Below are 11,413 nucleotides of genomic sequence, written 5' to 3'. Positions count from 1 at the left end.
GAAGAAAGGAACAAGGGTTCATGAAATCCCTGATCAAATACGGCGATGTCGCCGGCATGGCGGCATCGATCCTGTGCCTGCTGCACTGCATGGCGATGCCGCTCGTGATCCTGGCGTTTCCGATGCTCGGGCTGGCCCACGTGCATGACACCTTCCACGACACGCTGATCGCGGCGATCACCTTGCCGGTCTTGCTGGCGCTGGTGCCCGGCTACCTGAAGCACCGCGACAAGACCACCTTGCTGGTCGGCTGCGCCGGCCTGGCGATCTTTCTGGGCGCCGTGTTCGTCGCCAGCCCGCTGTTCGGCGAAACCGCCGAAGCGGTGTTCGCCGTCATCAGCGGCTTCATGCTGCTGTATGCGCACCTGCGCAACCGCCGTCATTGCAAGCGTTGCGGCGCCCGCGCACAGGACGCCGCCCATCCAGCGCCGGCATCCTGCCATCCTCACTAACTTTTATAAACCTGCGCGCTGCGGCCCCGCCAGCGTGCGCAGCTGGAAGCGATAACGCTCGCCAAACAGGAAGGTCTCGGAAAACGTCATCAGGTCGGCATGCGCCGGCCCGAGGCCATCGGGTGGCGGCAGCGGACCGCTGCGCCGCAGCGAGGCCAGCGCGACCTCGGAGGCGCCCTGGTCGCGCGAGCGCTGCACCTGGACCTCAAGGAGCTGGCCGGCGCGGTCGACCGTGATGTTCAGCACCACCACCGCCGGCAGCATGGGCGGCAATTCTCCCTCGAACACTCTTTCTGGATTGCGCTGCATGACGTGGCGCGCGACGTCGGCTTTATAGGCGTCGAGCGTGCGCGTTGGGGGTGGGGCGGGGATGGGTGTCAGCGCAATCGTGACCGCTTCAGCCTGGGGCGGTGGGGCTGGCGCCTGTGTCGAGGTGCTGCAGGCCGCCAGGGCCGCGAGCACGATCGATGCAAGAACGAGGAACAGCGTGCTGCGATGAGGAGTCTTCATGGCGGATGCAGGACAGTCGCAGGTTGCGCCGGTATTGGCGTAACCATTCGACCCATCCGTGCATCCGGAGTTCCTCTGCCATTAACGGCTAGGCGAACAGGCGCTGGAGTTCCTGGCCAGGGTTTTCGGCGCGCATGAAGGCTTCGCCGACCAGGAAGGCGTGGACGTCGGCCGCGCGCATGCGCTGCACATCGCCGGCGCCCAGGATGCCCGATTCGGTCACCACCAGGCGGTCCTTCGGGATGCGCGGCAGCAGGCCGAGCGTGGTGTCGAGGGTGACGTCGAAGGTGCGCAGGTTGCGGTTGTTGATGCCCAGCAGCGGCGTCTTGAGCTTGAGCGCGGCATCGAGCTCCTCGCCGTCGTGCACTTCGACCAGCACGTCCATGCCGAGGTCCATGGCGCAGGCTTCGAGTTCGGCCATCAGGCCGTGATCGAGCGCCGCCACGATCAACAGGATCGCATCGGCGCCCATCGCGCGCGCTTCATAGACCTGGTAGTGGTCGACCATGAAGTCCTTGCGCAGCACCGGCAGCGCGCAGGCGGCGCGCGCCTGTTTCAGGTAGTCGGGCGAGCCCTGGAAGAACTGGACGTCGGTCAGCACCGACAGGCAGGCCGCGCCATGTTCGGCATAGCTTTGCGCGATCGCGGCCGGCTGGAAGTCGGGACGCAGCACGCCTTTCGACGGCGAGGCTTTCTTGACTTCGGCGATCACGCCGGCCTGGCCCGCCGCGATCTTCGCGCGCAGGCTGGCTTCGAAACCGCGGATGGCGGCGCGCGCTTCGCGATCGCCTTCGGCCTCGCTGCGCAGGCTGGCCAGGTCGCGCACCTTGCGCGCGGCGGCCACTTCGTCAGCCTTCACGGCCAGGATCTTGTTGAGGATGTCGGACATCGATGTACTCGCAGGTGGATTTAATTGACCGCGCCGAGCTGGCGCGTGACCTGGACGAACTGCTCCAGCTTGGCGATGGCCGCGCCGGAAGCGATCGCTTCGCGCGCCTTCTGCAGGCCGGCTTCGATCGAGCCGGTCACGCCGGCCGCGTACAGCGCGGTGCCGGCATTCAGGGCCACGATGTCGTGCGCCGGACCCGGCTCGCCGCGCAGCGCTTCCAGCACGCGCGCCTTCGATTCTTCGGCATTGCTCACCTTGAGGTTGCGGCTCGAGATCATCGAGAGGCCGAAGTCTTCCGGGTGGATCTCGTATTCGCGGATCTCGCCATTCACCAGCTCACCGACCAGGGTGCCGGCGCCGAGCGAGACTTCGTCCATATTGTCGCGGCCCCAGACCACCACCGCATGCTCGGCGCCGAGGCGCTGCAGCACGCGCACCTGGATGCCGACCAGGTCGGGGTGGAACACACCCATCAGGATGTTCGGCGCGCCGGCCGGATTGGTCAGCGGCCCGAGGATGTTGAAGATGCTGCGCACGCCCAGCTCGCGCCGCACCGGCGCCACGTGCTTCATGGCCGCGTGGTGGTTGGGCGCGAACATGAAGCCGATGCCGGTCTGGGCGATCGACTGCGCGATCTGCTCGGGCTTCAGGTCGATGTGGGCGCCGAAGGCCTCGATCACGTCGGCGCTGCCGGACGAGGACGAGACGCTGCGCCCGCCATGCTTGGCCACGCGCGCGCCGGCGGCGGCGGCCACGAACATCGAGGCGCTCGAGATATTGAAGGTGTTGGCGCCGTCGCCGCCGGTGCCGACGATGTCGAGCAGGTGGGTGGTGTCGGCCATCGGCACCTTGGTCGAGAATTCGCGCATCACCTGGGCGGCGGCGGTGATCTCGCCGATGGTTTCCTTCTTGACCCGCAGGCCCATGGTCAGGGCCGCGACCATGGTCGGCGACATCTCGCCGGCCATGATCTGGCGGAACAGATGCAGCATCTCGTCGTGGAAGATCTCGCGGTGTTCGATACAGCGCAGCAGCGCTTCTTGTGGGGTGATCGGCATGATGGTTCCAGTTTGGTGTTAGCCAGCAGATGAGCCGTCGTTCCCGCGCAGGCGGGAACCTAAGGAGAGGGCTGCAGAGCGAACTTGGGTTCCCGCCTTCGCGGGAATGACGTGCATCAGCGCGTCAGGAAGTTCTTGAACAGGGCGTGACCGTGCTCGGACAGGATCGATTCGGGGTGGAACTGCACGCCCTCGATGTCGTAGTCCTTGTGGCGCACGCCCATGATCTCACCGTCGTCGGTCCATGCCGTCACCTCGAGGCAGGACGGCAGCGAGGAACGTTCGATCGCCAGCGAGTGATAGCGGATGACGGTGAAGGGGCTGGGCAGGTCGGTGAACACGCCTTCGCCGATGTGGGCGATGCTCGAGGTCTTGCCGTGCATGACCTGCTTGGCGCGGATCACCTTGCCGCCGAAGGCTTCGCCGATCGCCTGGTGGCCCAGGCACACGCCCAGGATCGGCAGCTTGCCCTTGAATTCGCGCAGGATGTCGAGCGAGATGCCGGCATCCTTCGGCGCCTTCGGGCCCGGCGAGATGCAGATGCGGTCCGGCTTCATTGCCGCGATCTGCTCGAGCGTGATCTCGTCGTTGCGCACGGTGCGGACAGTCTCGCCCAGCTCGCCGAAGTACTGCACGATGTTGAAGGTGAACGAGTCGTAGTTGTCGATCATTAGCAGCATGTCAGAACTCCCCATCCAGGCCATCTTGCACTTGCTCGGCGGCGCGCAGCACGGCGCGCGCCTTCTTTTCGGTCTCTTGCCATTCCATCTCGGGGATCGAATCGGCCACGATGCCGGCCGCGGCCTGCACGTACAGGTTGCCGTCCTTGATCACGCCGGTGCGGATCGCGATGGCCACGTCCATCTCGCCGCCGAAGCTCAGGTAACCGCAGGCGCCGCCGTAGATGCCGCGCTTGACCGGCTCGAGCTCATCGATCACTTCCATCGCCCGCACCTTCGGCGCGCCGGTGAGCGTGCCGGCCGGGAAGGTGGCGCGCAGCACGTCGAGGTTCGACATGCCGTCTTTCAGCTTGCCTTCGACGTTGGAAACGATGTGCTGCACGTGCGAGTATTTTTCGATGACCATGCGGTCGGTGACCTTGACGCTGCCGGTGTCGGCGATGCGGCCGATGTCGTTGCGCGCCAGGTCGATCAGCATCACGTGCTCGGCGACTTCCTTCGGATCGTTGAGCAGCTCTTCGGCCAGCGCCGCATCCTGCTCGGGCGTCGCGCCGCGGCCCCGGGTGCCGGCGATCGGGCGCAGGGTGACCTTGCGGCCGCCTTCCGGCGACAGCTCGTTGCGCACCAGGATCTCGGGCGAGGCGCCGACGATCTGCATGTCGCCGAAGTTGTAGTAGTACATGTACGGCGACGGATTCAGCGAGCGCAGCGAGCGGTACAGCGACAGCGGCGAATCGACATACGGCTTGCGGATGCGCTGGCCGATCTGCACCTGCATCAGGTCGCCGGCCATCACGTATTCGTGGGCTTTCGCGACGGCCTTGAGGTAATCCTCTTTGCTGAAGTCGCGCACTTCGGTGGTCCGCACCGAGCTCGAGGTGACCGGCGCGTCGACGCTCCGGCGCAGCATCATGCGCAGGTCTTTCAGGCGCTGGCGGCCGCGCGAGTAACTCTCTGGCTGGCTCGGGTCGGCGTACACGATCAGGTACAGCTTGCCCGACAGGTTGTCGATCACGGCCAGCTCTTCGGTGACCATCAGCTGGATGTCCGGCAGGCCCAGTTCGTCGCGCGGGCAGGTATCGGCCAGCTTGCGCTCGATGTGGCGCACGGTGTCGTAGCCGAAGTAGCCGGCCAGGCCGCCGCAGAAGCGCGGCAGGCCGGGACGCAGCGCCACCTTGAAGCGCGCCTGATACTGCTCGATGAAGTCGAGCGGATTGCCCTCGTGCGTTTCGATTACTTCGCCGTTCTTGACGATCTCGGTGAGATTGCCGGTGGTGCGCAGCAGCGTGTGGGCCGGCAGGCCGATGAAGGAATAGCGGCCGAAGCGCTCGCCGCCCACCACCGACTCCAGCAGGAAGGTGTTCTTGCCGGTGTGCTGCGACTGGGCCAGCTTGAGGTAGAGCGTGAGCGGGGTTTCGAGGTCGGCGAAGGCTTCCGCGATCAATGGAATGCGGTTATAGCCCTGGTTGGCCAGCGATTTGAATTCGAGTTCGGTCATGTTTTCTCCGGACCGCCCGGCAAGGTGGGGCGGTGGTGTGCTTCAAAAAACCTGCCGGGTTGGTATCGCGGACACTATCGCGGATACAAGCACCGGCAGCAATCGGTACGGCTTAGTTAGCCCAGGATTGCCAGCGTCGCCACAGCCAGGCCTCGAGGGCGCCGGTCTGGTTGACAGTGTGTTTTTTGGTGAAAAACATGTATAGATGACTTAGTTTGCAGTGCGGTTGTGTGCGGCGATCAGGGCCGCTGCTTCGAGAAGCGAATCAACTATACCATCGGATTGAATTTCTTGTACAGGGCGTCCGTGGTTATAACCATATGGGACGGTCAGCACGAAGCACCCCGCGCCACGGGCGCTTTCGGCATCGTTGGACGAGTCGCCGATCGCCACCACCTGGCCCGGCGGCAGGTCGAGCGCGGCGCAGGCGCCAAGCATCGGCATCGGGTCGGGTTTCTTCTTCGCGAACGAATCGCCGCCGAACACCTGCTCGAAGTAGGGCGCCAGGCCTTTCTGCTCGAGCAGGGGCAGGGTAAAAGCGACGGGCTTGTTGGTCACGCACACCAGGCGCAGGCCGAGGTCGCGCATGGCCTGCAGGCCCTCGAGCACGCCGTCGAACAGCGTGCTGCGGTCGCCATTGATGGCGAGGTAGTGACGCTGGTAGCCGGCGATCGCTTCTTCGTACACCGCTTCCACGCGCGCCGCGTCCCAGTCGAGCAGGAGCGCATCGCGCACCAGCTTTTCGGAACCCTTGCCGACCAGCGGCTTGATGACGGCCTGGGTGATGGGGCCCAGGCCCAGGTCTAGGCGCATGCCGTTCAGGGCCGCCTCGAAGTCGGGCACCGTGTCGAGCATGGTGCCGTCGAGGTCGACGATGGCGGCCCGGATGGCTGCTGCGCCGGCCCGCATTATTTACCTACCGTGGCAAGTTCGGCGCGCATGGCGTCGATCACTGCCTTGTAGTCCGGCTTGCCGAAGATGGCCGAGCCGGCGACGAAGGTGTCGGCGCCGGCGGCGGCGGCGGCGGCGATGTTCTCGGCCTTGATGCCGCCATCGACTTCCAGCATGATGTCGCGGCCCGATTCATCGATCATGCGGCGCGCGATCGCGATCTTCTTCAGCGCTTCGGGAATGAAGGACTGGCCGCCGAAGCCCGGGTTGACCGACATGATCAGGATCATGTCGATCTTGTCCATCACGTGTTCAAGGTAGTGCATCGGCGTGGCCGGGTTGAACACCAGGCCGGCCTTGCAGCCGTGGTCGCGGATCAGCTGAAGGGTGCGGTCGATGTGCTCCGACGCCTCGGGGTGGAAGGTGATGATGTTGGCGCCGGCCTTGGCGAAATCGGGGATGATGCGGTCCACCGGCTTGACCATCAGGTGCACGTCGATCGGCACATCCACGTGGGGGCGGATCGCCTGGCACACCAGCGGGCCGATGGTCAGGTTCGGGACGTAGTGGTTGTCCATCACGTCGAAGTGGATGATGTCGGCGCCGGCGGCGACGACATTGCGCACTTCCTCGCCCAGGCGGGCGAAATCGGCGGACAGGATGCTGGGAGCGATGCGGTAGGTGGTCATGGGACGATGGGGCGGGTTTGAACAAGAAGCCGCTATTCTACGCCGCTCAAGCGCCGGGGTGGCGGCTTGCGGCCCGTTCTTCCCTCCCGCAGCGCCGGGATCGGGCCGCAGGCGGTATCATTGTTGCTGTTTGCGCCACACGGCGCACCGGCCGCCGCGCGACGCGCAGCGGCCTTGTTAATGATCATCCAAGGAAACCCGATGCCCGCCTACGATTTCACTGTCACCGTCAGAACGCAATACCTGCCGGAGCAGTCCGACCCTGACCGGAACCAGTTCGTGTTCAGCTACGCCATCACGATCAAGAACACCGGCAGCATCGCGGCCCAGCTCATCTCACGCCATTGGGTGATCCTTGACGCCAACAACCAGATGCAGGAAGTACGCGGGCTGGGCGTGGTCGGCCACCAGCCGCTGTTGCAGCCGGGCGAACAGTTCGAGTACACCAGCGGCACCCAGCTCGGCACCGCCCAGGGTTCGATGCGCGGCGAGTACTTCTGCGTGGCCGAGGATGGCCACCGCTTCGAGACCCCGATCCCCGAATTCGTGCTGTCGCCGCCGCGTTCGCTGCACTGATCAGGGCCGGGTGTCGCTGTTGTCGTCGTCTTTGCGGTCGACGTCCTTGCGGCCGGCGAACATGGTCCACCAGACGATAAATACGAGCAGGAACAGCGCCACGCCGGCTTCCACCATCAGGATCCACATATTCGTCTCCATGCCTGTTATGTATACGACACGCCGCAGTGTACCTTCCCTGATCGCCTTCGTCTGCCTGCTGAGCGCCTGCTCGACCACGCCGCAGCCGGAGCAGCCGCCCATCACGATGCCGCCGCCGGTGGGACCGGTGGTGGTGCCGCCAACGCCGCCCACCGAACAGCCGGCGCCCGCGCCCGAGCCGCCTCCGGCACCGACGCCGCCTCTCACCCCGGTGAGTTTCGAGGCGCTGCCCGGCTGGCAGCAGGACGACGTGCGCCAGGCCTGGCCGGCCTTCCAGCAGTCGTGCAGCGTGCTGGCCACGCGCGCGGCCGAGTGGAAGACGCCATGCGCCGCGGCGCGCTCGGTCGACGCCGGCGATGCGGCGGCGGTGCGCCGCTTCTTCGAGACGTATTTCGTGCCCAACCGGGTGCGCAATCCGGACGGCAGCGACACCGGCATGATCACCGGCTACTATGAGGCGATGCTGTACGGCTCGCGCAAGCGCGGCGGCGCTTACCAGACTCCGCTGTACCGGGTGCCGGACGACCTGGTCACGGTCGACCTGGGCGGCATTTATCCCGACCTGCAGAACCGGCGCCTGCGCGGGCGGCTGTCCGGCAAGACGCTGGTGCCCTATTACAGTCGCGCCGAGATCGACCGCGCGCCGCTGAAGGGCAGGGAACTGTTGTGGGTGAACGATCCGGTGGAGGCTTTCTTCCTCGAGGTGCAGGGCTCGGGCCGCGTGCAGCTCGATGGCGGCGACACGGTGCGCGTCGGCTATGCCGACCAGAATGGCCATCCATATAAAGCGATCGGGCGCTGGTTCGTGGAGCAGGGCATCATGACGCCGGATCAGGTATCGGCGCAGTCGATCCGCGCCTGGCTGGCGGCCAATCCGGCGCGCCGCCAGGAAGTGCTGAACGTGAACGCCAGTTATATCTTCTTTACCGAGCAGAAGGTGACCGATCCGAACGCCGGCCCGCGCGGCGCGCTGAACGTGCCGCTCACGCCGGGCCGCTCGCTCGCGATCGACCGCAGCATCCTGCCGCTGGGCGCGCCGGTCTGGCTGTCGACCACCATGCCCAGGGATGGCGCGCCGCTGCAGCGTCTGGTGATGGGGCAGGACGTGGGCGGCGCCATCCGCGGCGCGGTGCGGGCCGATTTCTTCTTTGGCTTCGGGCCTGAAGCGACGGAGAATGCGGGGCTGATGAAGCAGCAGGGTTCGTTGTGGGTGCTGCTGCCCAAGGGCGTGGCATCGGACGCTGCCCGCTAAGGCCGCGTCGGCCAGCCAATCCGCAGCGTATCTTTCGCGACTCGACAACCCGCTCGACTTGACGCGTACGTAAAGCGCTAGAATCGCAGAGTCGTGATTAACCAATAAAGGGTGTGATATGGAATATGCTGACCTGTTGATCGAAAACCACGGCAAGGTTGCCGTGGTGCGCCTGAATCGTCCCAAGGCGATGAATGCGCTGAACGACAATATGATGAACGAGCTGGGCGACGCCCTGCGCAAGTTCGACAAGGATCCGGCGATCAATGTGATCGTGCTGACCGGCAGCGAGAAGGCGTTCGCGGCAGGCGCCGATATCGCCGCCATGGCCAATTACGATTACCAGGAAACCTACGGCAATAACTATATTGGCCGCAACTGGGAGCACATCCTCGACATCCGCAAGCCGGTGATCGGCGTGGTATCGGGCTATTGCCTGGGTGGCGGCTGCGAGCTGGCGATGATGTGCGATTTCCTGATTGCCGCCGACAGCGCCAAATTCGGCCAGCCCGAGATCAAGGTCGGCGTCACGCCGGGCGCGGGCGGCACCCAGCGCCTGCCGCGCGCGATTTCCAAGTCGAAGGCGATGGACATGCTGCTCACCACGCGCATGATCGACGCCGTCGAGGCCGAGCGCACCGGCCTGGTGTCGCGGGTGTATCCGGCGGCCGAGGTGATGAGTGAGGCGATCAAGATCGCCCAGGGCATCGCCGAGATGCCGGTGTCGGTGGCGATGCAGATCAAGGATTGCGTCAACCAGGCGTATGAGACGACCCTGCGCCAGGGCGTGGCCTACGAGCGCCGCTATTTCCACGCCGGTTTCGGCACGCCTGCCCAGAAAGAAGGCATGTCGGCCTTCCTCGAGAAACGCAAGCCGGATTTCGAGGGACTGTAATCGATGGGCGCGCGCAGGGTGTGGCTGGTGGTACCGGCGGCGCTGCTGGCGCTGTCCCTGGCGCTGACGAGCTGTTCCTCGCTGCCGCCGCTGGAGGGCAGGGTGGCGAGCACGGCTATCGCCGACACCGACGACACCCGTCTCGGCAAGGCGTTGATGCCCCTGACGATGGCCCATCCCGGCCTGGCCGGCATCCACGCCCTTGCGGACGGGCGCGACGCCTTCGCCGCGCGCGCCGTGCTGGCGCAGGCTGCCGATCGCAGCCTGGATGTCCAGTACTATATTTGGCGTAATGACACTACCGGCAGGCTCATGTTCGACGCGCTCAGGGCTGCGGCCGAGCGCGGGGTGCGTGTGCGACTCCTGCTCGACGATAACAATACGGCCGGGCTGGATGCATCGCTGGCCGCGCTCGACGCCCATCCGATGATCGAGGTGCGGCTGTTCAACCCGAACGGCATCCGCGCCGTGCGGGCGGTCGGCATGGCCGCCGATTTCATGCGCCTGAACCGGCGCATGCACAATAAATCGTTCACCGCCGATAACCAGGTCACGATCATTGGCGGACGCAATGTGGGCGACGAATATTTCGGCGCGGCGGGCGAGATCTCGTTTGCCGATCTGGACGTCATTGCCGCCGGCCCGGTCGTGCGCGCCGTGTCGGACGATTTCGACCTGTATTGGAACAGCCCCTCGGCTTATCCGTTGGTGCTGCTGGCGCCGGACGCCGCCGCCGCACCGGCCTTGAAACCGGACGCCGAGGCGCAGGCCTATATCGAAGCCATCAAGCGCTCCGCCTTCCTCGAGCAGCTGGTAGAGGGGAGCTTGCCGCTGGAATGGGCGCGCGCCAGGTTCGTCAGCGACGATCCGGCCAAGGTCATGGGAACGGCGGCGCCGGAGGCGAATATCGCTTTCAAGCTGAGAGACATCCTGGGAGAGCCGCAACGCAGCCTGGATCTCGTCTCGCCGTATTTCGTTCCCGGCAAGGAGGGAACCGCGGCTTTCGTCGATCTGGCCAAAAAAGGCACCCGTACCAGAATACTGACCAATTCACTGGAGGCGACCGACGTCGCGGCGGTGCACGCGGGCTATGCCAAGTGGCGCAAGCCGCTGCTGGAGTCGGGGGTGACACTGTATGAATTGCGCAGGGAGGCGACCGACGAGCCCACGCGGGACAAGCGCGGCAGCGGCAGTGGGATCGGCAGTTCGGATGCCAGCCTGCATGCCAAGACCTTTGGCGTGGACGGGAAGCGGGTCTTCGTCGGCTCGTTCAACTTCGACCAGCGTTCCATTCACCTGAATACCGAAATGGGGATGGTGATCGACAGCCCGGCCCTGGTCGCGCGCCTGACCGAAACGCTGGACCGGACCCTGCCGACGCGCGCCTATGAAGTGAAGCTCGACGATCGTGGTTCGGTGATCTGGCTGGAACGGCGTGGCGACCAGGTGATCCGGCATGAGAAGGAGCCCGGCACGAGTTGGTTCAAGCGGGCTGCGGTAAGAGCGCTGTCATGGTTGCCGATCGACTGGCTGTTGTAGTCGCCACACTTTCTTTCCCGCCCTCTTGCGGACCCGGCGGTTGGTTTGCTATAGTTCGCCTCCGCTTCGGCACTGACCGAAAAACGCAAGCCAAATCAAACGGTTAGCGCGATGAAGTCAACAGTGAAAACTGCGACGAAGCGAAACGAAGGGGTTGACGAGGTTTTAGGAATACAGCATAATCTCACTCCTCTGCTGCTGACGAACAAAACGATTCGCAAGCGCAGCAAGGCAGTACCGAATTCTGATCTTTAAAAATTAACAGTCGATAAGTGTGGGCGTTTGATGAAGGTGCCAGCTGACTTGTTCAGCTGCATACTTAAAATATCAAATGTTCGCACAA

13 protein-coding genes are annotated in these 11,413 nt (G+C 64.9%); 5 read left to right on the top strand and 8 right to left on the bottom strand.

Annotation, left to right across the window (positions count from 1 at the left end):
• Positions 1-20 precede the first annotated feature (20 nt).
• Entirely contained in the window at positions 21-452 is a 432-nt protein-coding gene (locus HMPREF9710_RS26025; RefSeq protein WP_005671475.1) for a MerC domain-containing protein, read from the top strand.
• A gap of 3 nt (positions 453-455) precedes the next feature.
• Here HMPREF9710_RS26025 and HMPREF9710_RS28155 read toward each other — a convergent pair whose 3' ends face one another.
• The 7 genes from HMPREF9710_RS28155 to rpe all read right to left on the bottom strand — a co-directional run bounded on the left by HMPREF9710_RS28155 (position 456) and on the right by rpe (position 6,667).
• Complete coding sequence (locus HMPREF9710_RS28155; protein ID WP_005671474.1) at positions 456-962, bottom strand: TonB C-terminal domain-containing protein; 507 nt, start codon at positions 960-962, stop codon at positions 456-458.
• 88 nt (positions 963-1,050) lie between these two features.
• Positions 1,051-1,851 carry an indole-3-glycerol phosphate synthase TrpC gene (gene trpC, locus HMPREF9710_RS26015; RefSeq protein WP_005671473.1) on the bottom strand — a complete coding sequence of 267 codons (801 nt, stop codon included), beginning with the start codon at positions 1,849-1,851 and terminating at the stop codon, positions 1,051-1,053.
• 20 nt (positions 1,852-1,871) lie between these two features.
• Entirely contained in the window at positions 1,872-2,909 is a 1,038-nt protein-coding gene (trpD, locus tag HMPREF9710_RS26010; protein ID WP_005671472.1) for an anthranilate phosphoribosyltransferase, read from the bottom strand.
• A 116-nt stretch (positions 2,910-3,025) separates the two neighbouring features.
• Positions 3,026-3,589, bottom strand: coding sequence for an anthranilate synthase component II (locus HMPREF9710_RS26005; protein WP_005671471.1), 564 nt, complete (start codon positions 3,587-3,589; stop codon positions 3,026-3,028).
• A gap of 1 nt (position 3,590) precedes the next feature.
• The gene (gene trpE, locus HMPREF9710_RS26000) at positions 3,591-5,087 is read right to left on the bottom strand and encodes an anthranilate synthase component I (protein WP_005671470.1); all 1,497 of its coding nucleotides are present in this window, start codon (positions 5,085-5,087) and stop codon (positions 3,591-3,593) included.
• A gap of 210 nt (positions 5,088-5,297) precedes the next feature.
• Positions 5,298-5,996: a phosphoglycolate phosphatase gene (gene gph, locus HMPREF9710_RS25995; RefSeq protein ID WP_005671469.1), complete on the bottom strand. Its 699-nt coding sequence runs from the start codon at positions 5,994-5,996 to the stop codon at positions 5,298-5,300.
• Positions 5,996-6,667 carry a ribulose-phosphate 3-epimerase gene (gene rpe / locus HMPREF9710_RS25990; protein ID WP_005671468.1) on the bottom strand — a complete coding sequence of 224 codons (672 nt, stop codon included), beginning with the start codon at positions 6,665-6,667 and terminating at the stop codon, positions 5,996-5,998. Before rpe ends, gph begins: the two co-directional genes overlap by 1 nt.
• Before the next feature lie 201 nt (positions 6,668-6,868).
• Here rpe and apaG point away from each other — a divergent pair, with 201 nt between their 5' ends.
• The gene (gene apaG / locus HMPREF9710_RS25985) at positions 6,869-7,243 is read left to right on the top strand and encodes a Co2+/Mg2+ efflux facilitator ApaG/CorD (RefSeq protein ID WP_005671467.1); all 375 of its coding nucleotides are present in this window, start codon (positions 6,869-6,871) and stop codon (positions 7,241-7,243) included.
• On the opposite strand, the gene HMPREF9710_RS28790 is transcribed toward apaG, so the two are convergent.
• Positions 7,244-7,372 carry a hypothetical protein gene (locus tag HMPREF9710_RS28790; protein WP_005671466.1) on the bottom strand — a complete coding sequence of 43 codons (129 nt, stop codon included), beginning with the start codon at positions 7,370-7,372 and terminating at the stop codon, positions 7,244-7,246.
• Positions 7,373-7,391: 19 nt separating this feature from the next.
• On the opposite strand from HMPREF9710_RS28790, the gene mltA reads away from it, so the two are divergent.
• The 3 genes from mltA (at position 7,392) to HMPREF9710_RS25970 (ending at position 11,070) form a co-directional block, all read left to right on the top strand.
• A complete protein-coding gene (gene mltA, locus HMPREF9710_RS25980) occupies positions 7,392-8,636 on the top strand; it encodes a murein transglycosylase A (protein ID WP_005671465.1) in 1,245 nt (414 codons plus the stop codon).
• Between the two features lie 118 nt (positions 8,637-8,754).
• Positions 8,755-9,531, top strand: coding sequence for an enoyl-CoA hydratase (locus HMPREF9710_RS25975; protein WP_005671463.1), 777 nt, complete (start codon positions 8,755-8,757; stop codon positions 9,529-9,531).
• A 3-nt stretch (positions 9,532-9,534) separates the two neighbouring features.
• Complete coding sequence (locus HMPREF9710_RS25970) at positions 9,535-11,070, top strand: phospholipase D family protein (protein ID WP_005671461.1); 1,536 nt, start codon at positions 9,535-9,537, stop codon at positions 11,068-11,070.
• Positions 11,071-11,413 lie beyond the last annotated feature (343 nt).

Origin of the sequence: Massilia timonae CCUG 45783 (assembly GCF_000315425.1) — a bacterium.
Classification (GTDB): domain Bacteria; phylum Pseudomonadota; class Gammaproteobacteria; order Burkholderiales; family Burkholderiaceae_D; genus Telluria; species Telluria timonae.
Note: the sequence above shows the minus strand (reverse complement) of the source record. Positions and strands in the feature narration are given on the sequence as shown.

Excerpts from the sequence above, each read along its gene's own strand:
- HMPREF9710_RS25975 (WP_005671463.1), top strand. The coding sequence starts at position 8,755 with ATGGAATATGCTGACCTGTTGATCGAAAACCACGGCAAGGTTGCCGTG.
- apaG (WP_005671467.1), top strand. The coding sequence starts at position 6,869 with ATGCCCGCCTACGATTTCACTGTCACCGTCAGAACGCAATACCTGCCG.
- trpD (WP_005671472.1), bottom strand. The coding sequence starts at position 2,909 with ATGCCGATCACCCCACAAGAAGCGCTGCTGCGCTGTATCGAACACCGC.
- HMPREF9710_RS28790 (WP_005671466.1), bottom strand. The coding sequence starts at position 7,372 with ATGTGGATCCTGATGGTGGAAGCCGGCGTGGCGCTGTTCCTGCTCGTA.
- trpE (WP_005671470.1), bottom strand. The coding sequence starts at position 5,087 with ATGACCGAACTCGAATTCAAATCGCTGGCCAACCAGGGCTATAACCGC.
- HMPREF9710_RS28155 (WP_005671474.1), bottom strand. The coding sequence starts at position 962 with ATGAAGACTCCTCATCGCAGCACGCTGTTCCTCGTTCTTGCATCGATC.
- rpe (WP_005671468.1), bottom strand. The coding sequence starts at position 6,667 with ATGACCACCTACCGCATCGCTCCCAGCATCCTGTCCGCCGATTTCGCC.
- HMPREF9710_RS25970 (WP_005671461.1), top strand. The coding sequence starts at position 9,535 with ATGGGCGCGCGCAGGGTGTGGCTGGTGGTACCGGCGGCGCTGCTGGCG.
- HMPREF9710_RS26025 (WP_005671475.1), top strand. The coding sequence starts at position 21 with ATGAAATCCCTGATCAAATACGGCGATGTCGCCGGCATGGCGGCATCG.
- HMPREF9710_RS26005 (WP_005671471.1), bottom strand. The coding sequence starts at position 3,589 with ATGCTGCTAATGATCGACAACTACGACTCGTTCACCTTCAACATCGTG.
- gph (WP_005671469.1), bottom strand. The coding sequence starts at position 5,996 with ATGCGGGCCGGCGCAGCAGCCATCCGGGCCGCCATCGTCGACCTCGAC.
- trpC (WP_005671473.1), bottom strand. The coding sequence starts at position 1,851 with ATGTCCGACATCCTCAACAAGATCCTGGCCGTGAAGGCTGACGAAGTG.
- mltA (WP_005671465.1), top strand. The coding sequence starts at position 7,392 with ATGTATACGACACGCCGCAGTGTACCTTCCCTGATCGCCTTCGTCTGC.